The sequence below is a fragment of the Streptomyces sp. NPDC030143 genome (genome assembly GCF_055573695.1).
On sequence record NZ_JBVIAY010000015.1, the window covers coordinates 139,818 to 166,713 of the forward strand.

The 26,896-nt window shown below is 72.4% G+C and carries 27 protein-coding genes; 13 read left to right on the forward strand and 14 right to left on the reverse strand.

Annotated elements, in window-relative coordinates:
- Nucleotides 1–52: 52 nt before the first annotated feature.
- Nucleotides 53–1,393, forward strand: a complete 1,341-nt coding sequence (locus ACZ4YY_RS24770) for a transcriptional regulator (RefSeq protein WP_468294109.1) — start codon at nt 53–55, stop codon at nt 1,391–1,393.
- Nucleotides 1,394–1,456: 63 nt separating this feature from the next.
- The gene (locus ACZ4YY_RS24775; protein ID WP_468294112.1) at nt 1,457–2,002 is read left to right on the forward strand and encodes an NUDIX hydrolase; all 546 of its coding nucleotides are present in this window, start codon (nt 1,457–1,459) and stop codon (nt 2,000–2,002) included.
- Nucleotides 2,003–2,046: 44 nt separating this feature from the next.
- Here ACZ4YY_RS24775 and ACZ4YY_RS24780 read toward each other — a convergent pair whose 3' ends face one another.
- A complete protein-coding gene (locus ACZ4YY_RS24780) occupies nt 2,047–2,304 on the reverse strand; it encodes a hypothetical protein (protein WP_468294115.1) in 258 nt (85 codons plus the stop codon).
- Between the two features lie 184 nt (nt 2,305–2,488).
- Entirely contained in the window at nt 2,489–3,364 is an 876-nt protein-coding gene (locus tag ACZ4YY_RS24785) for a 3-hydroxybutyryl-CoA dehydrogenase (protein WP_468294118.1), read from the reverse strand.
- Between the two features lie 189 nt (nt 3,365–3,553).
- Between ACZ4YY_RS24785 and ACZ4YY_RS24790 the strand changes: the two genes are divergently transcribed.
- On the forward strand, nt 3,554–4,777 hold the full coding sequence (locus ACZ4YY_RS24790) for a glycoside hydrolase family 10-like protein (RefSeq protein ID WP_468294121.1): 1,224 nt from the start codon (nt 3,554–3,556) through the stop codon (nt 4,775–4,777).
- Between the two features lie 108 nt (nt 4,778–4,885).
- Here the strand turns inward: ACZ4YY_RS24790 and ACZ4YY_RS24795 are convergent, their stop codons facing one another.
- Both ACZ4YY_RS24795 and ACZ4YY_RS24800 read right to left on the reverse strand, forming a co-directional pair.
- Nucleotides 4,886–5,092 (reverse strand): DUF1918 domain-containing protein, encoded by a 207-nt coding sequence (locus tag ACZ4YY_RS24795; RefSeq protein WP_468294124.1) that lies wholly within the window; start codon nt 5,090–5,092, stop codon nt 4,886–4,888.
- Between the two features lie 63 nt (nt 5,093–5,155).
- Nucleotides 5,156–6,070: a DMT family transporter gene (locus ACZ4YY_RS24800; protein WP_468294127.1), complete on the reverse strand. Its 915-nt coding sequence runs from the start codon at nt 6,068–6,070 to the stop codon at nt 5,156–5,158.
- On the opposite strand from ACZ4YY_RS24800, the gene ACZ4YY_RS24805 reads away from it, so the two are divergent.
- Genes ACZ4YY_RS24805 through ACZ4YY_RS24815 form a run of 3 tightly spaced genes read left to right on the forward strand, consistent with a single transcriptional unit; the run spans nt 6,069 to nt 8,671 of the window.
- On the forward strand, nt 6,069–7,568 hold the full coding sequence (locus ACZ4YY_RS24805) for an aminotransferase-like domain-containing protein (protein ID WP_468294129.1): 1,500 nt from the start codon (nt 6,069–6,071) through the stop codon (nt 7,566–7,568). The two genes, ACZ4YY_RS24800 and ACZ4YY_RS24805, sit on opposite strands and share 2 nt — an antisense overlap.
- A gap of 10 nt (nt 7,569–7,578) precedes the next feature.
- A complete protein-coding gene (locus ACZ4YY_RS24810; RefSeq protein WP_468294132.1) occupies nt 7,579–8,046 on the forward strand; it encodes a GNAT family N-acetyltransferase in 468 nt (155 codons plus the stop codon).
- A 31-nt stretch (nt 8,047–8,077) separates the two neighbouring features.
- On the forward strand, nt 8,078–8,671 hold the full coding sequence (locus ACZ4YY_RS24815) for a histidine phosphatase family protein (protein WP_468294134.1): 594 nt from the start codon (nt 8,078–8,080) through the stop codon (nt 8,669–8,671).
- Here ACZ4YY_RS24815 and ACZ4YY_RS24820 read toward each other — a convergent pair.
- The gene (locus ACZ4YY_RS24820) at nt 8,653–9,096 is read right to left on the reverse strand and encodes a DUF6314 family protein (RefSeq protein WP_468294137.1); all 444 of its coding nucleotides are present in this window, start codon (nt 9,094–9,096) and stop codon (nt 8,653–8,655) included. The two genes, ACZ4YY_RS24815 and ACZ4YY_RS24820, sit on opposite strands and share 19 nt — an antisense overlap.
- 144 nt (nt 9,097–9,240) lie before the next feature.
- Here ACZ4YY_RS24820 and ACZ4YY_RS24825 point away from each other — a divergent pair, with 144 nt between their 5' ends.
- Entirely contained in the window at nt 9,241–11,718 is a 2,478-nt protein-coding gene (locus ACZ4YY_RS24825; RefSeq protein ID WP_468294140.1) for an alpha-L-arabinofuranosidase C-terminal domain-containing protein, read from the forward strand.
- Between the two features lie 21 nt (nt 11,719–11,739).
- Here ACZ4YY_RS24825 and ACZ4YY_RS24830 read toward each other — a convergent pair whose 3' ends face one another.
- Entirely contained in the window at nt 11,740–12,540 is an 801-nt protein-coding gene (locus tag ACZ4YY_RS24830; RefSeq protein WP_468294143.1) for a hypothetical protein, read from the reverse strand.
- Between the two features lie 31 nt (nt 12,541–12,571).
- Nucleotides 12,572–13,066, reverse strand: a complete 495-nt coding sequence (locus ACZ4YY_RS24835) for a hypothetical protein (protein ID WP_468294146.1) — start codon at nt 13,064–13,066, stop codon at nt 12,572–12,574.
- Nucleotides 13,067–13,354: 288 nt separating this feature from the next.
- Between ACZ4YY_RS24835 and ACZ4YY_RS24840 the strand changes: the two genes are divergently transcribed.
- Genes ACZ4YY_RS24840 through ACZ4YY_RS24865 form a run of 6 tightly spaced genes read left to right on the forward strand, consistent with a single transcriptional unit; the run spans nt 13,355 to nt 19,482 of the window.
- Nucleotides 13,355–14,629, forward strand: coding sequence for an MFS transporter (locus tag ACZ4YY_RS24840; protein WP_468294149.1), 1,275 nt, complete (start codon nt 13,355–13,357; stop codon nt 14,627–14,629).
- Between the two features lie 25 nt (nt 14,630–14,654).
- The gene (gene argC, locus ACZ4YY_RS24845) at nt 14,655–15,683 is read left to right on the forward strand and encodes an N-acetyl-gamma-glutamyl-phosphate reductase (protein ID WP_468294152.1); all 1,029 of its coding nucleotides are present in this window, start codon (nt 14,655–14,657) and stop codon (nt 15,681–15,683) included.
- On the forward strand, nt 15,680–16,831 hold the full coding sequence (argJ, locus tag ACZ4YY_RS24850) for a bifunctional glutamate N-acetyltransferase/amino-acid acetyltransferase ArgJ (RefSeq protein ID WP_468294155.1): 1,152 nt from the start codon (nt 15,680–15,682) through the stop codon (nt 16,829–16,831). The genes argC and argJ overlap by 4 nt, the downstream gene beginning before the upstream one ends.
- Nucleotides 16,828–17,736, forward strand: coding sequence for an acetylglutamate kinase (argB, locus tag ACZ4YY_RS24855; protein ID WP_468294157.1), 909 nt, complete (start codon nt 16,828–16,830; stop codon nt 17,734–17,736). Before argJ ends, argB begins: the two co-directional genes overlap by 4 nt.
- On the forward strand, nt 17,733–18,929 hold the full coding sequence (locus tag ACZ4YY_RS24860) for an acetylornithine transaminase (RefSeq protein ID WP_468294160.1): 1,197 nt from the start codon (nt 17,733–17,735) through the stop codon (nt 18,927–18,929). Before argB ends, ACZ4YY_RS24860 begins: the two co-directional genes overlap by 4 nt.
- Nucleotides 18,930–18,936: 7 nt before the next feature.
- On the forward strand, nt 18,937–19,482 hold the full coding sequence (locus ACZ4YY_RS24865; RefSeq protein WP_031114708.1) for an arginine repressor: 546 nt from the start codon (nt 18,937–18,939) through the stop codon (nt 19,480–19,482).
- Nucleotides 19,483–19,952: 470 nt separating this feature from the next.
- On the opposite strand, the gene ACZ4YY_RS24870 is transcribed toward ACZ4YY_RS24865, so the two are convergent.
- The 7 genes from ACZ4YY_RS24870 to ACZ4YY_RS24900 all read right to left on the reverse strand — a co-directional run bounded on the left by ACZ4YY_RS24870 (nt 19,953) and on the right by ACZ4YY_RS24900 (nt 26,583).
- Nucleotides 19,953–20,756, reverse strand: coding sequence for an FAD:protein FMN transferase (locus tag ACZ4YY_RS24870; RefSeq protein ID WP_468294163.1), 804 nt, complete (start codon nt 20,754–20,756; stop codon nt 19,953–19,955).
- Nucleotides 20,749–21,879 (reverse strand): FMN-binding protein, encoded by a 1,131-nt coding sequence (locus tag ACZ4YY_RS24875; RefSeq protein ID WP_468294166.1) that lies wholly within the window; start codon nt 21,877–21,879, stop codon nt 20,749–20,751. The genes ACZ4YY_RS24870 and ACZ4YY_RS24875 overlap by 8 nt, the downstream gene beginning before the upstream one ends.
- A gap of 28 nt (nt 21,880–21,907) precedes the next feature.
- The gene (locus ACZ4YY_RS24880) at nt 21,908–23,290 is read right to left on the reverse strand and encodes a ferredoxin reductase family protein (protein ID WP_468294169.1); all 1,383 of its coding nucleotides are present in this window, start codon (nt 23,288–23,290) and stop codon (nt 21,908–21,910) included.
- A gap of 128 nt (nt 23,291–23,418) precedes the next feature.
- On the reverse strand, nt 23,419–24,129 hold the full coding sequence (locus ACZ4YY_RS24885; RefSeq protein WP_468294172.1) for a L,D-transpeptidase family protein: 711 nt from the start codon (nt 24,127–24,129) through the stop codon (nt 23,419–23,421).
- A gap of 98 nt (nt 24,130–24,227) precedes the next feature.
- Nucleotides 24,228–24,632 (reverse strand): hypothetical protein, encoded by a 405-nt coding sequence (locus tag ACZ4YY_RS24890; protein ID WP_468294175.1) that lies wholly within the window; start codon nt 24,630–24,632, stop codon nt 24,228–24,230.
- A gap of 382 nt (nt 24,633–25,014) precedes the next feature.
- Nucleotides 25,015–25,605: a pyridoxamine 5'-phosphate oxidase family protein gene (locus ACZ4YY_RS24895; protein ID WP_468294178.1), complete on the reverse strand. Its 591-nt coding sequence runs from the start codon at nt 25,603–25,605 to the stop codon at nt 25,015–25,017.
- Nucleotides 25,606–25,722: 117 nt separating this feature from the next.
- Nucleotides 25,723–26,583 carry a hypothetical protein gene (locus tag ACZ4YY_RS24900; protein WP_468294181.1) on the reverse strand — a complete coding sequence of 287 codons (861 nt, stop codon included), beginning with the start codon at nt 26,581–26,583 and terminating at the stop codon, nt 25,723–25,725.
- Nucleotides 26,584–26,896 lie beyond the last annotated feature (313 nt).

The following is a 26,896-nucleotide window of genomic DNA, read 5'->3' on the forward strand; positions in this document are numbered from 1 at the left end:
GTGTGAAGGCGCTCCCACTACGCTGACCGCACGGAGCCATCGGGGGGCACCCATGCAGCTCAACACACTGCTCGACGCCATCCTGGACGAGGCGGGGATCTCCCATGCCGGCCTCGCCGCCCACGTCAACCAGGCGGGACGCGCCCGGGGACTCGCCCTGCGGTACGAGCACACGGCCGTCGCCCGGTGGCTGAAGGGCCAGCGACCGCGCGGCCAGGTGCCCGACCTGATCTGCGAGGTGCTCGCCGCCCGGCTGCGCCGGCCGGTCACCCTCGACGACATCGGCCTCGGCGTCCCGGGCGAGCCCTCGGCGCCGCACGGAACGTCCCTCTCCGGATTCGTCGAGCGGGCCACCGCCCTGTGGCGCTCCGACGAACAGCAGCGACCCCACCTGCTCGGGGCGCCCGCGGTCACCGGTACGCCCGCCGTGATGCCGGTCTGGGAGTGGGAGAACCCGCCCGAGGACGTCGACGTCTCCCGCGGCGGCCCGCACCGGGTCACCCCGGCCGACATCGAGATGCTGCGCGCCGCCCGCACCCACTACGAGCAGATGTACCGCAAGGCCGGCGGGGTGGCGACCCGCAGCCGCATCGTGGGTTTCCTCACCACCGAGGCCGCCCCGCTGCTGCGCGGCGGCTACACCGACGCGACGGGCCGCCAACTGCACCGGGCCACGGGCGGGTTGGTGGCGATCGCCGGCATCTGCGCCTACGACTCCGACGCGCACGGTCTCGCCCAGCGCTACTTCCACCAGGCGCTGCGGCTCGCCAAGGCCAGCGGGGACCGGGGGCTCGGGGCCTACGTCATCGCGCTGCTCGTCAACCAGTCGCTGTTCATGCGCGAGCACCGGCAGGCCGTCGCCTTCGCGGAGGCCGCGCTGCGCGCCACGGGCCGGGACATCACGCCCGCCCTCGCCTCCGACCTGTACGCGATGCAGGCGAAGGCCTACGCCCACCTCGGCGACGGTAGGAGCGCCCTGTCGTGCATCCGCAGTGCCGAGACGGCCGCCGAGCGCATCCTGCGCGGCCACGAACCCGACGAGACCGGCTATGTCCAGCCGGGTCTGGTCAACGTGCAGGTGGCGGAGGCCCTGCTCAGCCTCGGTGACCTCACGGCCGCCGCGGAGCACGCCGCGGCCGCCGTCGACACCCCCGCCCACGACCGCGGCCGGGTGCACCGGCTCGCCATGCTCAGCACGATCGAACTGCGCCAGGGCAACGCCGACAAGGCGTCGGTCACCGCCGTGCTCATGGCGGAGCAGGCCCGGGGGATGGAGTCACAGCGCCTGCGCGACAGACTCCGGGCGGTACGCGAACATCTGGTGCGCAGCGGCTGTGCGGGCACGGCCGAAGCCGCCGAACTCATCGACGGAGCACTGCGCGTACCGCTGTAGTCACCGGCGAGGCACAGTCCCTGCTGCGATATTGCCCCTTACCCGACGGAAGGTGGCAGAACCGTGCAGTGGACGAAACAGAACGAACGGCCTGTGTATGCGAACCGCTGGTTCAGCGTCAACCTCGCGGATGTGGAACTGCCGGACGGCCGGCACCTCGACCACTTCCTCATACGGCTGCGGCCGGTCGCCGTGGCCACGGTGGTGAACGAGGCCGACGAGGTACTGCTCCTGTGGCGGCACCGCTTCATCACCGACAGCTGGGGCTGGGAACTCGCGGCGGGCGTGGTCGAGGACGGCGAGGACGTCGCCGACGCGGCCGCCCGGGAACTGGAGGAGGAGACCGGCTGGCGACCGGGGCCCCTGCACCACCTGATGAGCGTGGAACCGTCCAACGGCCTCACCGACGCCGTGCACCACATCTACTGGTCGGACGCGGCCGAGTACGTCGGGCACCCCGTGGACGACTTCGAGTCGGACCGCCGGGAATGGGTCCCGCTCAGGCTCGTCCCGGACCTGGTCGCCCGGGGGGAGGTCCCGGCCGCCAACATGGCAGCCGCGTTACTGCTGTTGCACCACCTCAGGCCGGGACGGGGCGCCACGCCCTGACGCCCCGCCGGGCCTCAGGGGTCCTTGCGCTGTGCAAGGACCCCTCAGCGACCGAAGGCCTGCCAGAGCGTCACCACGAGGGCGCCGACGGCCGTGACCGCCGCGATCGACGGCAGCGGCCAGCGCGCGTGCTCCAACGTGACGAGACGGGTGCTCAGTTCGTCGAGCTCCTTGGCGGTCTCCTCGGTGCGGTGGGTCAGCAGGGCCAGGCCGCCCTCGACACGGGCGTACGCCACGTCGAGCCGGCGCCGTAACTCCGCGAGTTCTCCATGGACGACGGGATGCTCGGGATCGGCGGTCACGTGTCCGCTCCTTTCCGTAGTTCTCTCACATCCCTTGCATGCGCATGATGAGTGAACCCTCCCGGTGGACGAGCGGGGAGAGTGTGCGCGCGGCATATGCGGGCCCGTCGCGCACACGGCGTGTGAACACCGCGGGCCCGGCACTCCGTGGAGCGCCGGGCCCGAGCGGGTCTCGTCGAGGCGATCAGCCGTAGCTGTAGAAGCCCGAGCCGGTCTTGCGGCCCAGCCGGCCCGCGTCGACCATGCGCTGGAGCAGCGGGGGAGCGGCGTACAGGGGCTCCTTGTACTCGTCGTACATGCTCTGCGCCACGGAGGCGACCGTGTCCAGGCCGATCAGGTCGGACAGCTTGAGCGGGCCCATCGGGTGGGCGCAGCCCAGCTCCATGCCGTTGTCGATGTCCTCACGGCTGGCGATGCCCGTCTCGAACATCCGGATCGCGGAGAGCAGGTAGGGGATCAGCAGGGCGTTGACGACGAACCCGGAGCGGTCCTGGGCGCGGATCGCGTGCTTGCCCAGCACCTTCTCGGCGAACAGCTGCGCCCGGCTGAGCGTGCCCTCGGAGGTGGTCAGCGCCGGGATCAGCTCGACGAGCTGCTGTACCGGGGCCGGGTTGAAGAAGTGGACGCCGACGACCTGGTCGGGCCGCGAGGTGGCGACCGCCAGCCTCACCAGCGGGATGGAGGAGGTGTTGGAGGCGAGGATCGCGTCCGGGCGGGTCACCACCTGGTCCAGGACCTGGAAGATCTCCGTCTTGACCTGCTCGTTCTCCACGACGGCCTCGATGACCAGGTCGCGGTCGGCGAACTCGCCGAGGTCGGTGGTGAAGCTCAGCCGCGCCTGTGTGGCGTCCCGCTCCTCCTCGGTGATCTTGCCGCGCTCGGCGGCCTTGGCCAGGGAGTTGTACAGCCGGGTGCGGCCGATCTCCAGGGCTTCGCCGGTGGTCTCGGCGACCTTGACGTCCAGTCCGGCGCGCGCGCAGACCTCGGCGATGCCCGCGCCCATCTGGCCGCAGCCCACCACTCCGACGCGTGCGATATCTCCCGATGGGATGGTGGTCACATCGTCCCCTTCACTGGCACTGGCGCTGACGCTCGATGACGGAGCCGGTCCGCCGGGTCCCGGACGGCCTGCTCCGATCGTGCACGTTACTAGCAAGTATCGATGATCGATCGTCGGGGTGGGGGCATGCTGGGGCGCGGAGACGATCCGTGACCGAGCGGATCCACGGCGTGTGTGGGGATGTGGGCGATGGGGCGACTGACCCGGCGGGCGTTCGCGCTGGCCGCGCTGTCGGCGGTCACGACAACGGGGGTGGCGGCCCCTGCCGCCGGGCGCCCGCGCCGGGCGGCGACCGAGATGCGGGGCATGTGGCTGGCGACGGTCGGCAACCGCGACTGGCCCTCGCGGCCGGGCCTGAGCGCCGCCCTCCAGCGCGCCGAGCTGATCGCCTGGCTGGACGTCGCGGTCCGCAACCGCCTCAACACCGTCGTCTTCCAGGTGCGGCCCACCGCCGACGCCCTGTGGCCCTCGTCGTACGAGCCCTGGTCGGAGGTTCTCACCGGCACCCAGGGCAAGGCACCCGGCTGGGACCCGCTGGGCACGGCGGTGACGGAGGCCCACGCGCGCGGACTCCAGCTGCACGCCTGGTTCAACCCCTACCGGGTCGCCACCCACGCCGACCCGACGCGGCTCGTCGCCTCCCACCCGGCACGCCGGCACCCCGACTGGGTGGTGCCGTACGCCGGGAAGCTCTACTACAACCCCGGGCTGCCGCAGGTGCGGGCCTTCGTGCAGGACGCGATGCTCGACGCGGTACGGAAGTACCCCGTGGACGCGGTCCACTTCGACGACTACTTCTACCCCTACCCGGTGGCCGGGCAGACCTTCGACGACGACGAGGCGTACGACCGCCACGGCGCCGCCTTCCCCCACCGGGCCGCGTGGCGGCGGGACAACGTCGACCGGCTGGTCGCCGAGACCGCGGCGCGGATCAGGGCGGTCCGGCCGGGCACCCTGTTCGGCATCAGCCCGTTCGGGGTGTGGCGCAACGCCTCCACCGACCCGCGCGGCTCGGACACCCGGGCCATGGAGTCCTACGACGCCGTCCACGCGGACACGCGCAGGTGGGTGCGGGAGGGGTGGCTCGACTACGTCGTCCCGCAGCTGTACTGGAACATCGGACTGTCCGTGGCCGACTACGCCGAGCTCGTGCGCTGGTGGGCGGACGTGGCGCGGGGCAGCCGGACGAAGCTGTACCTGGGGGAGGCGCTGTACAAGGCCGGGGACCCGGCGCAGCCCCCCGCCTGGCAGGACCCGGCCGAGCTGTCCCGGCACCTGGCCCTGGCCCGCAGCCGTCCCGAGGTCCGCGGGCACGTCTTCTTCTCCGCCGCCGAGGTGGCGGCGGACCGGATCGGGGCGATGGCGCGGGTGGTCGCCGACCACTACCGGGAGCCGGCGACGCCGCCGCGCTGACCACTCCGGGTCCGGGGCGACGCCGCCGCGCTGACCACTCCGGGTCCGGGGCGACGCCGCCGCGCTGACCACTCCGGGTCCGGGGCGACGCCGCCGCGCTGACCCGCGCTACCGGCCGACCGGCGGTCCGGTCTCCCGGTGACGGATCTCGGTGTCCGGGCCGGGCGAGCACAGCCCCTCGTGCCCGTCCTGGAAACGGACGCGGTACGGGGGTTTGCCCTCCTGGCCGAGTACTTCGACGATCTCGCCGACCTTGTCGTGTTGGCCGACCACCCTGCCGTGCTGGACAAGCTGGTCGCCCACGGTGGCTTGCATCTCGAGGGGCCTCCTCACCATGTGGAGCAGCGATCGGTGGCCGCGGGCCGGTCGAGGCCCCGCTCAGCCGCGAGCCCGCTGGGTGACGGCGATGCAGACCAGGACGGCCGCTGCCGTCAGCGGGGCGGCGGGTGTCAGGTGCTCACCCAGCAGCAGCACCGACCACACCAGTGTGAGCAGGGGCTGCGCCAACTGCAACTGGCTGGCTCGGGGGATGCCGACGGCCGCCATGCCCCGGTACCAGACGACCAGGCCGAGGAACTGCGAACCGGCCGCGACCCACAGCAGCCCGGCCACGGCGTGCGCGGTCAGCCGGACCGGTTCGACAAAGAGCGCGATCGCCGCGGCCGGCACGCTCAGCGGCAGGCAGAGCACCAGCGCCCAGGCGATGACCTGCCAGCCCGGCATGACCCGGGCGAGCCTGCCGCCCTCCGTGTACCCGGCGGCGCACACCAGCAGCGCCCCGAACAGGTAGAGGTCGGCGGTGGTCAGGGCCCCGCCGCTCTGCCGCACGGTGAACGCCACCACCGCCGCGGCGCCCGCCAGCGCCGCAGCCCAGAAAGTGCGGGAGGGGCGCGAGCCGATGCGCAGGGCGGACAGCAGGGCCGTGGTCAACGGCAGCAGACCCACCACGACGGCGGCGTGCGCGGTGGTGGACGTCCCCAGCGCGAGCGTGGTGAGCATCGGGAAGCCCACGACGACCCCGGCGGCCACGACGGCGAGCCCCGCCCGGTGCCGCCGGGGCGGGAGCGGTACGCGCAGCCGGAGCAGACAGGCGCCGGCGATCAGGGCGGCCAGGACGCTGCGCACCGCGACCAGCGACCAGGGCCCGAAGCCCTCCAGTCCCCAGGCGGTGGCGGGAAAGGTGAGCGAGAAGGCGACCACGCCCAGGGCTGCCTGGAGGGTGCCGAACCCGCGGGTCGGCGGAGCGGTGACCGCTATCGTCGGCTTGCGGATAGCGCTACTCTCTGTCTTCATGCATGAGCGTAGCAGTGTGGGTGAACTGGCGGAACGGCTGCGGCGGGAGCTCGACCGCTACTCACCCGGCGAGAAGCTCCCGTCGAGCCGGGCCCTCGTCGAGCGGTTCCGGGTGAGTCCGGTGACCGTCTCGCGGGCTCTCGCGCACCTTGCCGCCGAGGGGCTGGTGGTCACCCGGCCCGGCGCCGGCGCGTTCCGGGCCCGCCCGCCGCTCACCCCGGCCGCCCCCGCCGGGGACACCTCCTGGCAGGAGGTCGCGCTGAGCGCGGACGGGGCCGCCGACCTCGTCCCGCGCTCGGTCGACGCCTCCGGGGTCACCGTCTCGCTGTCCGCCCCGCCTCCCGGCGTGATCGAGTTCAACGGCGGCTATCTGCACCCCTCGCTCCAGCCGGAGCGGGCGATGTCCGCCGCCCTCGCCCGGGCCGGCCGGCGCCCCGGGGCCTGGGGGCGACCCCCCATGGAGGGCCTGCCCGAACTGCGCGAGTGGTTCGCCCGCTCCCTCGGCGGCTCGGTCGGCGCGGCCGACGTCCTGGTCAGCGCGGGCGGCCAGACGGCGCTCACCACCGCCCTGCGCGCCCTGGCCCCGCCGGGCGCGCCGGTGCTCGTGGAGTCGCCCACCTACCCCGGCATGCTGGCCATCGCCCGCTCCGCGGGACTGCGTCCCGTACCGGTGCCCGTCGACCGCGACGGGGTCAAACCGGAGCTGCTCGCCGACGCGTTCCGCGCGACCGGCGCCCGGGTCTTCGTCTGCCAGCCGCTGTTCCAGAACCCCACCGGCGCCGTCCTCGCCCCCGCCCGGCGCGGTGAGGTGCTGCGCATCGCGCGCGAGGCGGGCGCCTTCGTCGTCGAGGACGACTTCGTGCGCCGGCTCGCCCACGAGGACGCCGGGCCGCTGCCGCGCCCGCTCGTCGCCGACGACCCCGACGGCGTCGTCGTCCACGTGAGCTCGCTCACCAAGGCGACCTCGCCGAGCTTCCGGGTCAGCGCGCTGGCCGCCCGCGGACCGGTCCTGGAGCGGCTGCGCGCCATCCAGGTCGTCGACACCTTCTTCGTGCCCCGGCCGCTCCAGGAGGCCGCGCTCGAACTCGTCGGCTCGCCCGCCTGGCCGCGCCACCTGCGCGCCATTGCCGCCGAGTTGCGGGCGCGGCGGGACGCGATGACCTCCGCGCTCGCCCTCCACCTGCCCGAACTGGCCCTGCCGCACGTCCCGTCCGGCGGCTACCACCTGTGGCTGCGCCTGCCCGACGGCTCCGGCGGCGTCTCCCGGGCCGTCGGCTCCGGGACGGAGGGCGCTCTCACGGACGCCGCCCTGCGCGCGGGCGTCGCCCTCACCCCCGGCCGCCCGTACTTCAGCGCCGAACCCCCGGCCGCCCACGTCCGGTTGAGCTTCGCCGCGGTGGCCGGAACGGCGGAGATCGCCGAGGGGGTACGGCGGTTGCGGAAGGCCTGCGACGAGGTGCTCGCGGAATCCGTTCGACACCCGGTGCCCGGTCTGTGACCCTCCCCCCATGACCGACACCCCGCCCCTGGCCGAGGGCTACGAGATCTCCACCGACCCCGCCCGCCTCGACGCCGCCCGCGTCCACCGGTGGCTGTCCACCGACGCCTACTGGGCCCTCGGCCGCGAGCGGGAGAAGCAGGACCGGGCGATCGCCGGGTCGCTCAACTTCGGTGTGTACGACACGGCGTCGGGCGAGCAGGTCGCCTACGCGCGGGTCGTGACCGACCTGGCGACCTTCGCCTGGCTGTGTGACGTGTACGTCGACCCGGCGGCACGCGGCAAGGGCCTCGGCACGGCGCTCGTCGCGGCCGTCCGCGACCACCTGCGGCCGCACGGACCGCGCCGCCTGCTGCTGGCCACGCACGACGCGCACGGCGTGTACGAGAAGGTCGGCTTCGCCGCGCTGGAGAAACCCGACCAGTGGATGGCCCTCGTTTTCGAGACGTTCGAAAAGTCCCCGGACAACACCCCTTGACCTGCGCACTTGTGCGCCCCACCATCACCGCATGGCACTGCGGGTCACCTTCGTCGCGGCCGCGCGCAGCTTGCCGCTGCTCGCGGAGCGCTTCGATGACGACCGGCCGCTGGACCAGGCCGGCTGGGACGAGGTACTGCGCGTGGCGGGTGACCTGCTGCCGCTCGCGGCCGCCGAGCTGCGCTACTGCTCGCCGACCCCGTGCAGCCGGGCCACCGGCGAGGCGCTCGGCTACGCCCCGCTCGTGCAGCTCGCCCTGCGCGACTGCGACATGGGCCGCTGGCGGGGGCTCACCCTCGGGGAGGCGATGGCCCGCGAACCGGAGGCGGTGGACGCCTGGCTGGCCGACCCCCGGGCCACTCCGCACGGCGGCGAGGCGCTCACCTCGTTCGTCTCACGGGTGGGCGGCTGGCTCGACACCCGGCCGGCGGAGGACGGCGGGCGGATCGTCGCGGTGGCCGAGCCGAGCGTGATCCGCGCCGCCCTGGTCTACGCGCTGGCGGCACCGCCCGCGTCGTACTGGAACATCGATGTGCGACCGCTGTCGACGACCACGCTCACCGGCTGGTGCGGACGCTGGAACCTGCGGTTCGACGGGCTGCCCGCTCAGCGCTCGCGGACGTAGTCGGTGACCAGGACGAGGTCCTTGGCGGGGCCGCCCACCCGCCAGACCGTCCGCCAGCGGTCGGCGTCCCGGACGGTGAAGTCGCCCCGGTAGAGATCGGCGGCGCACGGGTGGTCGGTGACGTGCCGTCCGCTTCTGAGGTCCAGGTCGTGGAAGGGGCGCCCGTCGGCGAACCGCACGTCCGCCGTGCCCGCCGTCACCCCCGGCAGGAAGCGCAGCGTCCGCGCGGCCGGCCGTGCCACGCCCCGCCAGGTGAAGGTGCCGGACTCCTCGTGCAGCAGGCCGCCGCCGTCCAGTGGCCGGAACACGGTCGTCCCGGTGAACCAGCCCTCGTCACCGCTCGCGAGATCCCTCACCGACCGCTCCACGCGCCAGCTCCCGGCCAGATGAACCAGAACGTCGGACACTGGCCGGAACTCGTCCACCGCTCTGCCTCCCCGGGCTTCGTTTGTCCCGTCCGCCACTGCACGCCCCGTTGACGTCCCTCCGTCACCTCCCTATCTTGCCGTTCGAAGTGCTGACGAAAGTCCGATATCTCGAACATCTGAACAGAGAGCTGCGGAGTATCCATGTCACGCACCCGCTGGAGACTCGGTCTCAGCGCCACCGCCCTGCTGCTGGCCTCGGCCGCCCTGCCCGCACCCGCCCGGGCCGCCGACGTCACCGACTACGCCATCACCGTCGATCCCACCGCGCGCGGCGCGACGATCGACGACACCATGTACGGCGTCTTCTTCGAGGACATCAACCGCGCCGCCGACGGCGGCCTGTACGCCGAACTCGTGCAGAACCGCTCCTTCGAGTACGCAGCCGTCGACAACCGCTCCTACACCCCGCTCACCTCGTGGACGGTCGACGGCGCCGCGCAGGTCCTGAACGACGCCGGCCGCCTCAACGACCGCAACCGTGCCTACCTCTCGCTCGGTGCCGGCTCGTCCGTCACCAACGCCGGCTACAACACCGGCATCCGGGTCGAGCAGGGCAGGAGGTACGACTTCTCGGTGTGGGCCCGCGCCGAGGCCGGCACGGCCCTCACGGTCTCGTTGCAGGACGCCGACGGCGCCCTGGCCACCGCCCGCCGGGTCGCCGTACGGGCGGGCGGCTGGGCCCGGTACCGGGCCACCTTCACCGCGACCCGCACCAGCAGCGCCGGGCGCCTCACGGTCGGCTCCTCCGCGGCGGCCGCCCTCGACATGGTCTCGCTCTTCCCCCGCGACACCTACAAGAACCAGCCGGGCGGCCTGCGCAAGGACCTCGCGGAGAAGGTCGCCGCCCTGCACCCGGGCTTCCTGCGCTTCCCCGGCGGCTGCCTGGTCAACACCGGCTCCATGCAGGACTACAGCGAGGCCTCCGGCTGGCAGCGCGCCCGGTCCTACCAGTGGAAGGACACCATCGGGCCGGTCGAACAGCGCGCCACCAACGCCAACTTCTGGGGTTACAACCAGAGTTACGGCCTCGGCTACTACGAGTACTTCCGCTTCGCCGAGGACATCGGCGCGATGCCGCTGCCCGTCGTGCCGGCCCTGGTGACCGGTTGCGGGCAGAACAGGGCCGTCGTCGACGACGCGCTGCTCAAGAGGCACATCCAGGACACCCTGGACCTCATCGAGTTCGCCAACGGCCCGGTGACCTCGACATGGGGCAGGAAGCGCGCCCAGATGGGACATCCGAAGCCCTTCCGCCTCACCCACGTCGGGGTCGGCAACGAGGAGAACCTGCCGGTCGAGTTCATGGAACGGTTCAAGCGGTTCCGCGCCGCGATCGAGGCCGCGTACCCGGACATCACCGTCGTCTCCAACTCCGGCCCCGACGACTCCGGTTCGACCTTCGACACGGCGTGGCGGCTCAACCGTGAAGAGAACGTCGACATGGTCGACGAGCACTACTACAACAGCCCGCAGTGGTTCCTGCAGAACAACGACCGCTACGACTCCTACGACCGCAGCGGCCCCAAGGTCTTCCTCGGCGAGTACGCCTCCCAGGGCAACGCCTTCGGCAACGGCCTCGCCGAAGCGGCCTTCATGACCGGCCTGGAGCGCAACGCGGACGTCGTCAAGCTCGCCTCCTACGCCCCGCTCTTCGCCAACGAGGACTACGTCCAGTGGCGCCCCGACATGGTCTGGTTCAACAACCACGCCTCCTGGAACTCGGCCAACTACGAGGTCCAGAAGCTGTTCATGACCAACGTCGGCGACCGGGTGGTGCCGTCCAAGGCCACGGGGACGCCCTCGGCGCAGGGCCCCATCACCGGTGCCGTCGGCCTGTCGACCTGGGCGACGACGGCGGCGTACGACGACGTGAGGGTCACCGGTGCCGACGGCGCCGCGCTGCTGACCGACGACTTCTCCGGCGACGCCTCGCGGTGGACGCACACCGGGGGCGGCAGCTGGTCGCTCCAGGACGGCCAGTACGTGCAGACCGACGTGGCCGCCGAGAACACCATGGTCTCGGCCGGTGACCCGGCCTGGCACGACTACGACCTGCACGTGAAGGCCACCAAGAAGTCCGGCAAGGAGGGCTTCCTCGTCGCCTTCGGCGTGAAGGACACCGGCTCCTACTACTGGTGGAACCTGGGCGGCTGGAACAACACCTCCTCAGCCGTCGAGCAGGCCGTGGACGGCGGGAAGTCCACGCTCCTCTCCAAGCCCGGGACGATCGAGACCGGTCGCGCCTACGACATCGACATCAAGGTGCGGGGCCGGCAGGTCACCCTGTACCTCGACGGCCAGGAGTGGGGCCACTTCACCGACGACAAGCCGGCCGAACCGTTCCGGCAGGTCGTCACCGAGGACGACCGGACGGGCGACCTGATCGTCAAGGTCGTCAACGCCCAGTCGGCGGCCGCCCGCACCGCGATCGACCTCGGCGGCGCCAGGGTCGCCTCCCGCGCGAAGGCGACCACCCTGACGGCGGCGCCCGACGCGGTCAACACGGAGACGGAGACGCCGGTCGCTCCGGTCACCTCCACCGTCACCGGGGTCGCCGACAGGTTCACCTACACCTTCCCGGCGAACTCCGTCACCTTCCTGCGGATCAGACAGCGGTAGCCGGCTCTCCCGGGACCTCCCTCAGCCGTCCTTCCGCCGGAACCAGCCCCGCTTGGGCGGCGTCTGCGGCGCTTGCGGGGCGTAGGTCGGCTGAGGGACGGGGGCCTGCGGGTGATGCGGGAACGGGGGTGTCTGCGGGGGGCAGGCCCCCTGAGGCGCCTGCGGCGGCTGTGCGCTGTGCGGGGCCTGCGGCGGGTAGGGGGCCTGCGGTGCCGGGGGCTGCGCCGCCGGGCCCGCGAACGCCGGCAGCGCCTTGAAGCGCTCGTCGAGGGTGATCGTGGGCGTGATCCGCCGCAGGACCGCCCGGACGAGGGTGAGCGGGTGGTCGGGGAACTGCGCGTCCCACTGCTCGTCGTCGCCGACGTGGTACGGCAGCCCGCCCAGCTGTCCCCCGCCGGCGTACGGATGGGGCCGGAAGTAGTCGGCCGGTCCCACCCGGGCCATGACCATCGCCTCCCGCATGCCGGTCGTCGCGCCCTCGGCGGCCTGCACCTTCAGGACGGTGCTGCACCCGGCCCGCGGCACGGTCCAGGTCGCGAGGAAGGCCTGCCCGGGCCGGCTGCCCAGCGGCATCTTCACCAGTTGGCGCAGGGCGGGGACGCCGTCCACCTCGCCGTGCGCCGCCTCGATCAGCCCTCCGCCGGCCGCGGCCACCCCCTGGGCGAGCCCGGCCCGCAACCGCTCCGTCTCGTGCAGCGGGGCCGGCAGGTCGGGAACGAGCGGGAAGAAGTGGACGGACAGGACGACTCCCGCCGCGTCGGTCCACAGGCCCGGCTCGCGCTCGGTGAAGCCGGTCAGGTCGAAGCCGGTGATCGGTGTCATGGTGATCATGATGCCGGGCCGGTCGTGGTGATCACCATGCCGGGCCGTCACGGTGGCAGAAGACGCATCCCTCCCACCCCGGCAGCCCGCTCAGCACCCGGTGCCGCACGCAGCAGGCCACGGCCGGCGGCGGGAGCGCGTCGCCGGGCGGGGTGGCGGCGGGCGGCACGAAGGACGTGACGATCTCCCGGAACCGCAGCAGGTGGGCGGGCGCGCGCACCGGATCGTAGCCCAGCTCCTCCCAGCGGTGTCCGCGGGCGGCCAGGTCGGTCACGCGCAGGACGAAGGCCCGTGCGGCGGCCCGCTCCCGCGCCGTGGCGCCCCAGTCCAGTTCGGCGAGATCGAAGCCGACCGCGCCCCGGCCCCACACGTACTGGTCCTGCGCGGACAGCAGTGCCGCGAACCGCAGCTCCCAGGGGCGCCCCGCGAGCGCCGCGACGGCGAGGGTCAGCACCTCCACGAAGACCTCGGTCGCGCCGTTCGACAGGTCCAGCCGGTCGGCGCCGGCCCGGAAGACGTTGCCCATGACGGGGAGACTAAGGGGTCCTTGCGCTGTGTCCGCCTGATCAGGCCGATCGGCCCAGGCGGGCACGGTGCAAGGACCCCTGAGGGAGCCGACGCGGTGGGCACTGACCGCCCGGAGCCGCCGTGACCGCTCGCTGTGCGTGAACGTCGATGAGAGCCGGAGCTCAGCACGGGAGCGTGAACCCCGACCCGGTAGTGCACTTGACAGTGTGAACCCCTGGATGAGAGTGATGGGGTCGCCTTCGGGGGGCGCGTGTGATCACCGGAGTCACCAGGGGGAGCCCGCAGCATGACCGGCACCACGGAGGCCCTTGGCGGGTCGGCTGCACCGGACGACGCGGCACGAGGCGTCACGCGCCCGTTCTACGTGTACGCCGTGCTCGCCAACTCGCTGTTCCAGCGCGGCGTATTCGTCGTCTTCCTTCAGCAGCGAGGCTTCTCCGCCGGGCAAGTGGCCCTCCTTCAGACGCTGCTCTATCTGGTCAGCGGACTGGCGGAGTTGCCGACGGGAGTCATCGCCGACCGAATCGGCAGGCGTGCCGGCATCGTGATCGGCCAGGTGCTGACAGCTGGATGTCTGCTCGGTCAGGCGGCGTCCTCCGACTACTGGGTGTTCCTGGCGTTGTTCATCGGGCAGGGCGTGGGCATGGCATGTGTGTCCGGTTCGGACACCGCCCTTCTGTACGACCTGCTCGTGCGTCGTGGTGCAACGGCCGGCTACGTCAAGATCAAGTCTCGGTTCACCATGCTCGGGACGGTCACCTCGGGAGCCGCCATCGTCCTCGGCGGCCAACTGCAGCGGATCTCCTGGGGAGCCGTCTACGTCGGTTCGGCTGCTGCTGTCGCCCTGGCCGTGGTGGTGCTGATGTCACGGGTGCCCGAGATCCGCGGCGCGGACGCGGTGGACGAGCAGGACGGAGCCGAGGAGGAGCACGGCGACGCCACAGCATGGCGGGCGGTGCTTCGGGTCGCCACGCCGGCGCTCGTGACGCTCGTCGTGGTGTCCGGATTGATGCATGCGACCTTGACGCCGTACATCATCTTCACGCAGAAGACCCTCTCCGATCAGGGAGCGGGCACCGCATTGGTCAGCGTGGTCATATCGGCGGGGTTCTTCGCCGGCGGGCTCACTCCATTGCTGTCGGACCGCGTGGACCGGCGCATCGGGTACCGGGTCATCGTCCCGGTGTCTCTCCTGACGCTCGCCGCGGCGCTCGGCCTGAGCGGCCTCGGCCTTGTCTGGGTCACCATCGCCGCGTTCCTGGTCCTGGTCGGAATTCCCGAGATCACCGCCGTGATCGTGGACAACGTGTTCAACGAGGCCGTGCCGTCGCGCCACCGGGCGAGCCTGCTGTCGATGATCGCGTTCGTGGAGTCGGCGCTCATCGGCATCGGCTATCTCGTCCTCGGCGCGCTCATGGACGGGCTGGGCTCCGGCGTGGGCATGGCCACCTACGCCGCCGTCCCCCTGCTGGCATGTCTCCTGTGGCTCCCGGTCCTCGGCCGCAGCCACCGCGGCGGAAGACCCGAAACAGATTGCATAAACGTGCAACGAAACGTATAGTCATGCCATCCAGGAGGAGGATTCCATGGCGGTACGTGCGGCAGTGGCCGGAGCGAGCGGATACGCGGGCGGCGAAGTGCTGCGCCTGCTCCTCGCGCACCCCGAGGTCGAGATCGGCGCCCTGACCGGCAACTCCAACGCGGGCCAGAAGCTGGGCGCGCTCCAGCCGCACCTGCTGCCGCTGGCCGGCCGTGTGCTCCAGGAGACCACCGCGGACGTCCTCGCCGGACACGATGTCGTCTTCCTCGCCCTCCCGCACGGCCAGTCCGCCGCCGTGGCCGAGCAGCTCGGCCCGGACGTCCTCGTCGTCGACATGGGCGCCGACTTCCGGCTGAAGGACCCGGCCGACTGGGAGCGGTTCTACGGCTCGCCGCACGCCGGAACCTGGCCCTACGGCCTCCCCGAACTGCCGGGTGGCCGCGCCGCGCTGGAGGGGTCCAAGCGCATCGCGGTCCCCGGTTGCTACCCCACGGCCGTCTCCCTCGCGCTCTTCCCGGCGTACGCGGCGGGGCTCGCCGGCAGCGAAGCCGTGATCGTCGCCGCCTCCGGCACCTCCGGCGCGGGCAAGACGCCCAAGCCGCACCTGCTGGGCAGCGAGGTCATGGGCTCGATGTCGCCGTACGGCGTCGGCGGTGGGCACCGGCACACGCCCGAGATGATCCAGAACCTCAGCGCCGCGGCGGGGGAGCGGGTCTCCGTGTCCTTCACGCCGACCCTCGCGCCGATGTCGCGGGGCATCCTCGCCACGTGCAGCGCCTCCGCACGCCAGGGCGTCACCGGCGAGTCCCTCCGCGCCGCCTACGAGAAGGCCTACGCCGACGAGCCGTTCGTCCACCTGCTGCCCGAGGGCCAGTGGCCCGCCACGGCGTCCGTCCACGGTTCCAACGCCGTTCAGGTACAGGTCGCGTACGACGAGGCCGTGGGACGGGTCATCGCCATCAGCGCCATCGACAATCTGACCAAGGGCACCGCGGGCGGTGCCGTCCAGAGCATGAACATCGCCCTCGGTCTCGACGAGACCACCGGACTTTCCACGATCGGAGTCGCACCGTGAGTGTCACGGCAGCCAAGGGGTTCACGGCGGCGGGCATCGCCGCCGGGATCAAGGAGAACGGCAACCCGGACCTGGCCCTCGTGGTCAACGCCGGGCCCCGCCGCGCCGCCGCCGGTGTCTTCACCTCCAACCGCGTCAAGGCCGCGCCGGTCCTGTGGTCGGAGCAGGTCCTGCGGAGCGGTGAGCTGGCCGCCGTCGTCCTCAACTCCGGCGGCGCCAACGCCTGCACCGGGCCGAAGGGCTTCCAGGACACGCACGCCACCGCCGAGAAGGCCGCGGACGTGCTCGGGGTGGGCGCGGGCGAGGTCGCGGTCTGCTCCACCGGCCTGATCGGCGTCCTGCTCCCCATGGACAAGCTCCTGCCGGGCGTCGAGACGGCCGCGGCACAGCTGTCCGAGCACGGCGGCGAGAAGGCCGCCATCGCCATCAAGACCACCGACACCGTGCACAAGACGTCCGTCGTGACGAAGGACGGCTGGACGGTCGGCGGCATGGCCAAGGGCGCCGGCATGCTCGCCCCCGGTCTCGCCACCATGCTCGTCGTCCTCACCACCGACGCCGACCTCGACAGCACCGCACTGGACCAGGCGCTGCGCGCCGCCACCAGGGTCACCTTCGACCGCGTCGACTCCGACGGCTGCATGTCCACCAACGACACCGTGCTGCTGCTCGCCTCCGGCGCCTCCGGGGTCACCCCGCAGTACGCGGAGTTCGCCGAGGCCGTGCGGGCCGTCTGCGACGACCTCGGCCAGCAGCTGATCCGGGACGCCGAGGGCGCCAGCAAGGACATCAAGGTCGAGGTGGTCAACGCCGCGAGCGAGGACGACGCCGTCGAGGTGGGCCGCTCCATCGCCCGTAACACCCTCCTGAAGTGCGCCATCCACGGCGAGGACCCCAACTGGGGCCGGGTCCTGTCCGCCATCGGCACCACACGGGCCGCCTTCGAGCCCGACCGGCTGAACGTCGCCATCAACGGCGTCTGGGTGTGCAAGAACGGCGGCGTGGGCGAGGACCGCGAGAAGGTCGACATGCGCTACCGCGAGGTGCACATCGTCGCCGACCTCGCCGCCGGCTCCGAGACCGCCACCATCTGGACCAACGACCTCACCGCCGACTACGTCCACGAGAACAGCGCCTACTCCTCATGAGCACCACGCGTAAGCACACCGCGCTCCCCAAGGCACAGATCCTCATCGAGGCACTGCCCTGGCTGGTCCGTCACAACGGCAGGACCGTCGTGATCAAGTTCGGCGGCAACGCCATGATCGACGAGGACCTGAAGGCCGCCTTCGCGCAGGACGTCGTCTTCCTGCACCACGCGGGCCTCAAACCCGTCGTCGTGCACGGCGGCGGACCGCAGATCAGCGCCGCCCTCGACCAGCACGGCATCGTCAGCGAGTTCAAGGCCGGCCTGCGCGTCACCACCGAGGACGCCATGGACGTCGTCCGGATGGTGCTGGCCGGGCGGGTCCAGCGCGAGCTGGTCGGGCTGCTCAACCAGCACGGCCCGCTGGCCGTCGGACTGACCGGCGAGGACGCGCACACCATCACCGCCATCAAGCACCAGCCCGAGATCGACGGCGAGTTGGTCGACATCGGACGGGTGGGCGAGATCACCGCGATCGACACGGGCGCCATCGAGGCCCTGCTCGCCGACGGCCGCATCCCGGTCGTCTCGTCGATCGCCCGTTCCCAGGACGACGGACATGTCTACAACGTCAATGCTGATACGGCGGCTGCGGCACTCGCTGCGGCACTGGGCGCCGAAACCCTCATGGTCCTCACCGACGTCGAGGGCCTCTACGAGGACTGGCCGAACTCCGACGAGGTGATCAGCCGCCTCACCGCCTCCCAACTGGAAAAGCTGCTGCCGGAGCTGTCCTCCGGCATGGTCCCCAAGATGGAGGGCTGCCTGCACGCCGTGCGCAACGGCGTCACCACCGCCCGGGTCATCGACGGGCGGGTCCAGCACTCGATCCTGCTGGAGATCTTCACCGACGAGGGCATCGGCACGATGGTCGTGCCCGACGAGCACAAGGGGGAGTCGTCGTGAGCAACCAGGACCTGACGGCGCGGTGGCAGGGCGCGCTCATGAACAACTACGGCACCCCCCGCCTGCCCCTGGTCCGCGGCGAGGGCACCCGGGTGTGGGACGCCGACGGCAACGAGTACCTCGACTTCGTCGGCGGCATCGCCGTCAACGCGCTCGGCCACGCCCACCCCGCGGTCGTGGACGCCGTCAGCCGGCAGATCGCCTCCCTCGGCCATGTCTCCAACCTGTTCGTCGCCGAGCCGCCCGTCGCGCTCGCCGAGCGGCTCCTCCAGCGCTTCGGCCGGGACGGCCGGGTCTACTTCTGCAACTCCGGCGCCGAGGCCAACGAGGGCGCTTTCAAGATCGGTCGGCTCACCGGGCGCGCCCACATGGTCGCCACCACCGGCGGGTTCCACGGCCGCACCATGGGCGCCCTCGCCCTCACCGGCCAGCCCGCCAAGCGGGACCCCTTCCTGCCGCTGCCGGGGGACGTCACCCACGTCCCGTACGGCGACGCGCAGGCGCTGGCCGCCGCGGTGACCGAGGAGACCGCCCTCGTGATCATCGAGCCGGTCCAGGGCGAGAACGGCGTCGTCGTCCCGCCCGCCGGCTATCTGAAGGCCGCCCGCGCGATCACGGCCGCCTCCGGCGCGCTGCTGGTGCTCGACGAGGTGCAGACCGGCGTCGGCCGTACCGGCCACTGGTTCGAGTACCAGGCCCACGAGGGCGTCCTGCCGGACGTCGTCACTCTGGCGAAGGGACTCGGCGGCGGACTGCCGCTCGGCGCGACGGTCGCCTTCGGGCGGGCGGCGGAACTCCTCGGTCCCGGCCACCACGGGACGACCTTCGGCGGCAACCCGGTCGCCTGCGCCGCCGGAATCGCCGTCCTCGACACCATCGAGAACGAGGGGCTGCTGGAGAACGTCAAGCGGCAGAGCGAGAAGCTGCGGGAGGGAATCGAGGGTCTCGGGCACCCGTTGGTCGACGGTGTCCGGGGCGCGGGCCTACTCCTGGGTATCGTGCTCACCGAGCCGCTCGCGCCCCAGACGCAGCAGGCGGCTCAGGAGGCCGGATTCCTGGTGAACGCGCCCGCCCCCGACGTCGTCCGGCTGATGCCGCCGCTGAACCTCGGCGACGACGCGGCGGACGCCTTCCTCGGGGCACTGCCCGGCCTCCTCGACGCAGTGGGCGGGGACGGACGATCCGGAGAATGAGACGACGATGAGCCAGGCGCAGGATCACGAGCAGCCGGGGGCGAACGGGCCCGCCGTGCCGCAGACGCGTACCGCCCGCCACCGCCGGATCGTGGACATCCTCAACCGGCAACCGGTGCGCTCGCAGAGCCAGTTGGCGAAGCTGCTCGCCGACGACGGGCTGAGCGTCACCCAGGCGACGCTCTCCCGGGACCTGGACGAGCTGAACGCGGTGAAGATCCGCAACACCGACGGCGACCTGATCTACGCGGTGCCGAGCGAGGGTGGTTTCCGCACGCCGCGCGCTCCGCTGGGGGGGTCGGCGAAGGAGGAGCGGATGCGGCGGCTGTCCCAGGAACTGCTGATCTCGGCGGAGGCGTCCGCCAACCTCGTGGTCCTGCGGACCCCTCCGGGGGCGGCGCAGTTCCTCGCCTCGGCGATCGACCAGGCCGAACTGCACGACATCCTGGGGACGATCGCGGGTGACGACACGTTGCTGCTGATCAGCCGGGAGCCCACGGGGGGCCAGGCGCTCGCGGACCACTTGCTGCGGTTGGCGCAGAACGGTCACTGAGCGGTGCGCGAGCCGGCGCGGTGTGCGAGCCCGTGCGGTGCGAGAGCCTGTGCGGTGCGCGAGCCTGTGCGGTGCGAGAGCCCGTGCGGTGGGCGAGCCCGTGTGGTGCGGGGACCGCGGGCTGACCGTGGCCGGTCGGGCGGTTCCCGCGCCTCGGGGCGGGGGCGTCCAGGTCCCCGGGCCCTTGGGAGACGCTCAGTTTGCCGCGCCCTTGGGCGGCGTCCGGTTCTCCGCGCCCGAAGCGGGCGGCGTCCGGTTCCCTCCGGGCCCCGGGTGGGTGGCGTCTGGTTTCCGCGCCCGAGCCCGAACCGGGTGGCGTACGGTTCCCCTGGCCCATGAGCAGGTGACGTCCCGCAGCTCGTCCCCGACGGCATCCGGCGCGACCGCGGGAGCGCGTGGCGCCGGGGCGGCACGGGTACGCGGCGGCAGCCGGTCGGCGCCGCGCCGCGCGATCCGTCCCCCCGGCCGGCTCAGCCGAGCCGCCGCGCCAGCCCGCCGGTGCACCGCACCTCGTCGCCCGCCGTGACCAGTAAGGCCTCCACGTCCGGCAGCGACTCCAACCACTGCAGCGCCTCCCGCGACCCCATCGCGAACGCCGCCGTCGCCCAGCAGTCCGCCCAGGTCAGCCGGGGGGCCACCACGGTCACCGCGACCAGGTCCGTCACCGCCGAGCGCCCCGTGCGCGGGTCGACGATGTGCGCCCCCCGCTCGACCGTCCCGGACGTGGCCACCGCCAGCTCGTCGGCCCCGGCCGCGGAGACCACCGCCGCGAGCCCGCCCGGGCGCAGCGGATCCGACACCCCGACCCGCCAGGGCCGGTCCGGCCCCGGCACACCCATCAACTGCACGTCGCCGCCGCCGTTGACGCTCACCCCGCTCACACCCGCCTCGGCGATCAGCCGGGCCGCCCGCTCGGCCGCCCAGCCCTTGACGATCCCCGTCGGATCGAGCCGGCCGCCCTGGTAGCGCATGCTGAACCAGCCGCCGGTCACCCGCTCCGCCTCGGCGCCCAGCTCCAGCACCTCGGCCACCTCGGGATCACACTCCTCGACGCTCAGCTCACCGCGCGCCAGCCGGGAGATCTGGCTGTCCTCGCGATAGGTGCTGAACACCTCGTCGACCCGGTGCAGGGAGGCGATCGCCGATCGGAGCGCCGCCCGCACCGCGCCGGATTCCCCGCCGCGGACGTCGAAGGAGAAGACCGTCCCCATGACCTCCTCCGCGTGACGTACCGCGGCGGGAGCCTGTGCCGACTCGGCCACCGTCTCAGCCACCGGCCTGGTCCAGCGCCGACTGGAGGGACTGCTTGTAGCCTCCGCTGGTGTAGGTCGCCCCGGACACCGCGTCGATGTCGGCGCTGCCGGCCGCGACGGCCGCCTGGTTGAGCTTGGGCACCGCGTTCGCGGTGATCTGGTCGCTCTGGCCGCCCTTGGGCGCCTGCACCGCCTCCGCCTTGGTGATCTTCCCGCCGGCGACGGTGATGCGGACCTGCACGGCCCCGTACTGCGTGTTCGCCGCGTCACCGGTGAAGGTGCCGGACGCCTGGGCGCTCCCGGAACCCTGCGACCCCGCGTCCTGCGAACCGGAGCCCTGGGACGCGGAGCCCTGGGACGCGGAGCCCTGCGACCCCGAACCCTGCGACCCGGCGCTCGCGTTCGCCTTGTCGATCGCCGACTGGAGGGACTGCCGGTAGCCGGTACTGGTGTACGTGGCCCCGGACACCGCGTCGATGTCGGGGCTCTGCGTGGTGACCACGGCCTGGTTGAGCTTGGGCACCGCGTTCGAGGTGATCTGGTCGCTCTGCCCGCCCTTGGGCGCCTGGACGGTCTCCGACTTGGTGATCTTGTTGTTGCTGACGGTGATGCGGACCTGCACCAGCCCGTACTGGGTGTTCGCCGCGTCACCGGTGAACGTGCCGGAGACCTGCGCGGCGCCACCGGAGCCCTGGGAGGCCCCCGCGCTCGCCTTCGCCTTGTCCAGCGCCGACTGCAACGACTTCTTGTAGCCCTCGCTGGTGTACGTGGCCCCCGAGACGGAGTCGATGTCGGCGCTGCCGGCCGCGACGGCCGCCTGGTTGAGCTTGGGCACCGCGTTCGCGTTGATCTGGTCGCTCTGCCCGCCCTTGGGCATCTGCACGGCCTCGGCCTGGGTGACCTTCCCGCCCGCCACCGTCAGCCGGACCTGCACGGGCCCGTACTGCGTCTGCACCGCGTCACCGGTGACCGTGGCGGTCCCCGCGGCCTGCGCGGCTCCGCCCTGCACCGAGGACTGCGGGGGCAGCGTGGCCGCCGAGGAGGCGGGGTCCGCATCCGGCTTCAGCGCCAGCAGCAGCACGATCCCGGACACGGTGGCGGCGCTGGCGAGCACTACACGTCGGAGGGGGTGACTCTTCCGCATCTCTTCCTGAGCTCCTGATTCCCGTCGCTCACATCTCGAACGACTCGTGGTGGATGCGGCGGGCGGGGACCCCGGCGCCGCGCAATGCCTCGTACACCGACTGGGCGAAGCCGTTCGGCCCGCACATGAAGACGTCGTGGTGGTCGATGTCGGGGATCTTCCGCCGCAACGACTCCGCCGAGATGTCCGGTCGCTCTCCGTCGGGGCTGTTGACCGCGTACATCAACCGTGCCCCGCGCTCGTCGGCGATCTTGGCCAGCTCGTCCCACAGGGCGAGGTCCTGGGTGCTGTTGGCCCGGTAGAGGAGCGTGATGTCCCCGGCCGCGCCCGGCAGCGTCTCGAACAGCGCCCGCATCGGCGTGATGCCCACGCCGCCGGCCACCAGCAGCACCTTGCCGCGGCTGCGCCGCGACGCCGTCATCGCGCCGTACGGGCCCTCGGCCCACACCTTCGTGCCGGGCGTCAGCTCGCGCAGCGCCTCGCTGTGGTCGCCGATCGCCTTCACGGTGATCCGCAGCAGCTCCGGCCGGGGCGCCGCCGACAGCGAGTACGGGTGGGAGCTGAACCGCATCCCCGGCGCCATGAACCGCCAGCGGAAGAACTGCCCCGCCTCCGCGCCCATCCGGTGCAGCTTGCGCCCGCCGATCAGCACCGACACGATGCCGGGCGTCTCCTCGATGACCGCCTCGACGTAGAGGCGGTGACGCAGGTTCAGCCGGATCGGGGTGAGGATGCGGTACCAGAGCACCAGCGCGGTGACCGCCCCGTACAGCACGTACCAGAAGGTCTTCGCGGTCGGTTCCACGGCGAAGTCGTTGCCGGTGGTGATCTGGTGCCAGAACGTCAGGAACACCGCCGCGTACGTCATCAGGTGGACGTGGTACCAGGTGTCGTACGGGATCCGGCGCCGCACCGGGCCGATCGAGGCGAGCCCGATCACCACCAGCAGACCGGTGCCGATGGCGGCCTTGCCCATGTCCGGCAGCTGGTTCACGGAGTCGATCGTCTGCTGGACGATGTCGCCGAGCGACTTGCCGGCCTGGAGGGCGTACCCCCACATGATGAGGAACACGTGGGCGAAGGTCAGGCAGAGCGTGTACCGGCCGGTCATCGCGTGCCAGCGCGCCACCCGGTCCGAGCCCACCCGGCGCTCCAGTGCCGGCACCCGGGCCATCTGGAGCACGACGAGCGCCATCAGGTAGCCGGCGAGCAGACCGGTGATCCGCCCGGCGTTGAGGATCATGCCGTTGGTGTCGGCGATGGACGGCGTGTTGTTCCACCACAGCCACAGCACGCCCGCCGCGCCCGCCCATACGGCGATCAGCAGCGGGACGGCCGGGGAGCGGCGCGGACGGATGCGGCGCATCGTCTGGCGGCGGGCGGCACGGCCGCCGGCGATCGTCGTGGTCACGGTTCCTCCGTGGGGTACTGACCCTTGGACCACAAGTACGCGCCGGGACCGCCGAGTGTTCAGCGCCGCACGTTCGCGCCGCCGCCCCTTCCCGTGAGCGCGAGGCCGCCGGTGCCGCGGGGCGCCGGTCAGTACCGGGTGACCGCCGTCCGCCCGCCCGTCGTCCCGATCGCGAGGTGCGGCCCGCGGGCCGGCTCGACCCACGCCAGGATCCGCCGCATCGCCTCCGCCGGCACGGACACACAGCCGGCCGTCGCCCCGCGCCCGTCGACGTGCAGGAAGATGCCGGCCCCCCGATCGCGCACCGGAGTGCGGTAGTTGAAGCCGATGACCAGGGCGTACGCGTACTGCGTGCGGTACGAGACCAGCCGCTCGGACTCGGCGGCACGGCAGTCCGCCGCCCGCGGCTGCGTCCAACGGTTGTAGGACCGGGAGTCGTTGTCCTGGCACCACCAGGAGTCCCGGCGCACCCGGCGGTAGGGGTACGTCGTCCCGGGCGGCGCCGCCTCGATGCCGAAGGCGAACGGGAGGTCGTACAGGCCGGTCGGTGTCGTGTTCGTCCCCTGGCGGCGGGCCGTGCCCTCGACGAGCCCCTTCGCCCCGAACCGCGCCTTCGCGGAACCGGCCCGCACCCAGGTGCCGTCGCGCCGCTCCCACCAGACGACCTCACCGGTGGTGGAACCTGCCCTCGGCGCGACGGCCGTGATCAGCTGGGTGCCGCCGCCGGTGTCCCTCATCCGGGCGGGCAGCGGCAGCGGTGCCGTCCCGGTGCCCGGAGCGGCACCGAGCAGCAGCAGGGACGCGCACAGGAGCGGGACAGCGACGACACGAGGGCGCATGATCAGACGCTAGCCGCGCCCCGGCGCCCCGGCAGCGCGAGAGGGCCGACCGGGCAACGCCCCGCCGGCCCCACGCCGTCCCGGTGGTGCCGGCGGGCTCAGCCGCCGGTGCCGGCCGGGTTCACGGACCCAGCGGGTCGAGCAAGGTCCGCCCGCTCCTCGAAGGCGTACAGCAGCAGGTGGGTCATCTCGAACACGTCCTTGGCGGCGCGGTCCCGCACGGGGCTGCGGAAGGGACGCCAGAGGGGATCGCGGACGATGGAGTGCCGGCTGCCCTCGATGGCCCGGTGGAAGACCTCGGTGACGATGCGTCCGCCGACGCCGGTCGGCCTGCCGTCGCCCCGGACCTCGGCCTCGCGCAGGACGTAGAACCACAGCGGGCAGTTCCGGGCGAGATCGGCGCGCGGCGCGTCGGAGAGCCGCGCGCCGCCGCTGCCCTGCCCGAGGCCGTCCGCGGTCAGCGGCTCCACGTCGACCTTCCGTTCGACGAAGTGCTCGACCATCTCTCGAAGCCGGCCAGGGGCCGGCCGACGATCCAGCCGTCGCCCCGCACGCCCTGGGTGTGTTCCTGTCCTGAGCCGGATCCCGTCGTCCTCGTAGAAGCGGCGGTCGAAGGCGTGGTGCGGGCCGAGGCCGTACAGGGAGTCGAGGTCCAGCGCCGGGGAGCGGCCCTGGAGGAGCTGACGGACGGTGACGGGCGTCCTCCGGGTGCGCCGCGGTGGCGTCCAGGGTGAGGTCGTGGTCGACGAACTGGCCGAGGTAGGCGAAGCCCGCGGGCAGCGCGCCCTCGTCGGGCTGGTTCCGCGGCGTCCGTCATGGCCTCGGCCGGTGCGGCGCGGGCGTCCCGGTCGAGCTGCTGGGCGGGCTTCGAGCGCGGGCCGGGCCTCACATCGGGCGGGACGGGGGCAGTGGCAGGGGCAGCCCCGGCAGCCCGTCGATGCTCGTCGCGATGTGCTCCTTCTTGGTGAAGTACGCGTCGAGCGACTCGTCGTCCTCCCGCGCGAACCGCTTGGCGTGCAGGTCGCGGTCCTCGTCGTACGTCATGAAGGGCACCGCGTACCCACAGCTGTCCCGTACGAGGTCGGCGTGGACGACGATGATCGCGCGCAGGCCGTGCCGGGTCTCGTCGATGTCGGGGAAGCGGGCGAGGAGTTCGGGGAAGCGGAGGTCGTCCCGGAAGACCGGCTCCCCGCGGCCGTGCACCCGCACGATGTTCGGCGGTCCCTGGAAGGCGCACCACATCAGCGTGATCCGGCCGTTCTCGCGCAGATGCGCGACGGTCTCCGCGTGGGATCCCGCGAAGTCCAGGTAGGCCACCGTGCGGTCGTCGAGGACGGCGAACGAACCCTTGAGGCCCTTGGGGGAGAGGTTGACCGTTCCGTCGCCGGCCAGCGGCGCGGTCGCGGTGAAGAAGAGGGGCTGCTCCTCGATGAAGGTGCGGAGTCTGCCGTCGATGCGCTCATAGGTCTTTCCCATGTCTAACGATTATTCGGGAAAGAGCGCTCGGGCGTCGGAGAATCGTGCGACTCCGGACCACGCCGTGGCGGCCGCCCCGGCCGGTGCTCGTGCGGGGCGGCCACCACGCCTGTCACGTCACTTGTTCAGCGTGCAGGCGGCCAGGGCGTCGAGGCCCTGCGGCTTGGCGGCGGTGCGGCCGATGGCGGTGGCGATGCGGTTGACCGTCGCGACGCGCTTGTCCTTGAGCGGGCCGAGGATGGCGTTCTGGACGAAGTTGGGTCCGCCCTGGCCGACGGTGTCGACGAGGCGCTTGTTGGCCTCGGCGATCTGGGTGTTGAGCAGGGCGAGGTTGCGGTCGACCTCGGCCTTCGCGGTGGCCGGGACCGCGGGGAGCCGCGAGGCGACGTCCGGGCAGCTGATCGTGCCGGCGGCACCGGCGTTGCCGGCGTTCCCCGCGTTGCCGGCGTTCCCCGCGTTGCCGGTGTTCCCGGCGTTGCCGCCGGCCTGGGGCGGGGTGGCCGCGGCGCCCCCGCCGGTGTTCGCCGCGCCGCCGGCGTTCAGGGCGCACGGCGCCAGGGCGTCGAGGCCCTGCGGCTTGGCGGCGGTGCGGCCGATGGCGGTGGCGATGCGGTTGACCGTCGCGACGCGCTTGTCCTTGAGCGGGCCGAGGATGGCGTTCTGGACGAAGTTGGGTCCGCCCTGGCCGACGGTGTCGACGAGGCGCTTGTTGGCCTCGGCGATCTGGGTGTTGAGCAGGGCGAGGTTGCGGTCGACCTCGGCCTTCGCGGTGGCCGGGACCGCGGGGAGCCGCGAGGCGACGTCCGGGCAGCTGATCGTGCCGGGGGAGGCGAGGGTCTTGGCGTTCGTGCCGCCGCTGTTGGACGTCTCCCCGGCGAGAGCGGAGTTCACGACCACCGCACCGGTCAGCGCCAGAGCGGCGGCGCCGCCGATGACCGCCACGCGACGCTTGTTGTACTTCGGAAGAGCCCTGGACATGCGGATGCCTCACTTGGGTCAGGAGTGGGTTCGTCAAACGCGGCGCCTGCGTTCGGTCGTGAGTACGGGCAAGCGGTTGCTGTTGTTCAAAGCTCCTTCAAGAAGTTCTCCGGGCGGCAGCCGCGTCCGCCCCATCACAGACCCTCGATTGACGAATCATGCAGCACACTGCATACTCATGCATGGATCGAGCGCCCGGCATGAGTCGAGCGTCCGTGAGGAGCACCCCGAGACGAGAGCGCGCCGCACTCACCCGCTCGGGCGGTACGGACACCTCGGGCTTCACGGACCTCGCCAGCCGGTCGCCGAATCG

Bases quoted from the DNA above. Each gene is read 5' to 3' on its own strand.
- ACZ4YY_RS24810 (WP_468294132.1), top strand. From the start codon at position 7,579: ATGACCGACACCCCGCCCCTGGCCGAGGGCTACGAGATCTCCACCGAC.
- ACZ4YY_RS24770 (WP_468294109.1), top strand. From the start codon at position 53: ATGCAGCTCAACACACTGCTCGACGCCATCCTGGACGAGGCGGGGATC.
- ACZ4YY_RS24900 (WP_468294181.1), bottom strand. From the start codon at position 26,583: ATGTCCAGGGCTCTTCCGAAGTACAACAAGCGTCGCGTGGCGGTCATC.
- argC (WP_468294152.1), top strand. From the start codon at position 14,655: ATGGCGGTACGTGCGGCAGTGGCCGGAGCGAGCGGATACGCGGGCGGC.
- ACZ4YY_RS24800 (WP_468294127.1), bottom strand. From the start codon at position 6,070: ATGAAGACAGAGAGTAGCGCTATCCGCAAGCCGACGATAGCGGTCACC.
- ACZ4YY_RS24890 (WP_468294175.1), bottom strand. From the start codon at position 24,632: ATGGTCGAGCACTTCGTCGAACGGAAGGTCGACGTGGAGCCGCTGACC.
- ACZ4YY_RS24835 (WP_468294146.1), bottom strand. From the start codon at position 13,066: ATGGGCAACGTCTTCCGGGCCGGCGCCGACCGGCTGGACCTGTCGAAC.
- ACZ4YY_RS24805 (WP_468294129.1), top strand. From the start codon at position 6,069: ATGCATGAGCGTAGCAGTGTGGGTGAACTGGCGGAACGGCTGCGGCGG.
- ACZ4YY_RS24830 (WP_468294143.1), bottom strand. From the start codon at position 12,540: ATGACACCGATCACCGGCTTCGACCTGACCGGCTTCACCGAGCGCGAG.
- ACZ4YY_RS24895 (WP_468294178.1), bottom strand. From the start codon at position 25,605: ATGGGAAAGACCTATGAGCGCATCGACGGCAGACTCCGCACCTTCATC.
- ACZ4YY_RS24815 (WP_468294134.1), top strand. From the start codon at position 8,078: ATGGCACTGCGGGTCACCTTCGTCGCGGCCGCGCGCAGCTTGCCGCTG.
- argB (WP_468294157.1), top strand. From the start codon at position 16,828: ATGAGCACCACGCGTAAGCACACCGCGCTCCCCAAGGCACAGATCCTC.
- ACZ4YY_RS24795 (WP_468294124.1), bottom strand. From the start codon at position 5,092: ATGCAAGCCACCGTGGGCGACCAGCTTGTCCAGCACGGCAGGGTGGTC.
- ACZ4YY_RS24790 (WP_468294121.1), top strand. From the start codon at position 3,554: ATGGGGCGACTGACCCGGCGGGCGTTCGCGCTGGCCGCGCTGTCGGCG.
- ACZ4YY_RS24875 (WP_468294166.1), bottom strand. From the start codon at position 21,879: ATGCGGAAGAGTCACCCCCTCCGACGTGTAGTGCTCGCCAGCGCCGCC.
- ACZ4YY_RS24840 (WP_468294149.1), top strand. From the start codon at position 13,355: ATGACCGGCACCACGGAGGCCCTTGGCGGGTCGGCTGCACCGGACGAC.
- ACZ4YY_RS24865 (WP_031114708.1), top strand. From the start codon at position 18,937: ATGAGCCAGGCGCAGGATCACGAGCAGCCGGGGGCGAACGGGCCCGCC.
- ACZ4YY_RS24825 (WP_468294140.1), top strand. From the start codon at position 9,241: ATGTCACGCACCCGCTGGAGACTCGGTCTCAGCGCCACCGCCCTGCTG.
- ACZ4YY_RS24885 (WP_468294172.1), bottom strand. From the start codon at position 24,129: ATGCGCCCTCGTGTCGTCGCTGTCCCGCTCCTGTGCGCGTCCCTGCTG.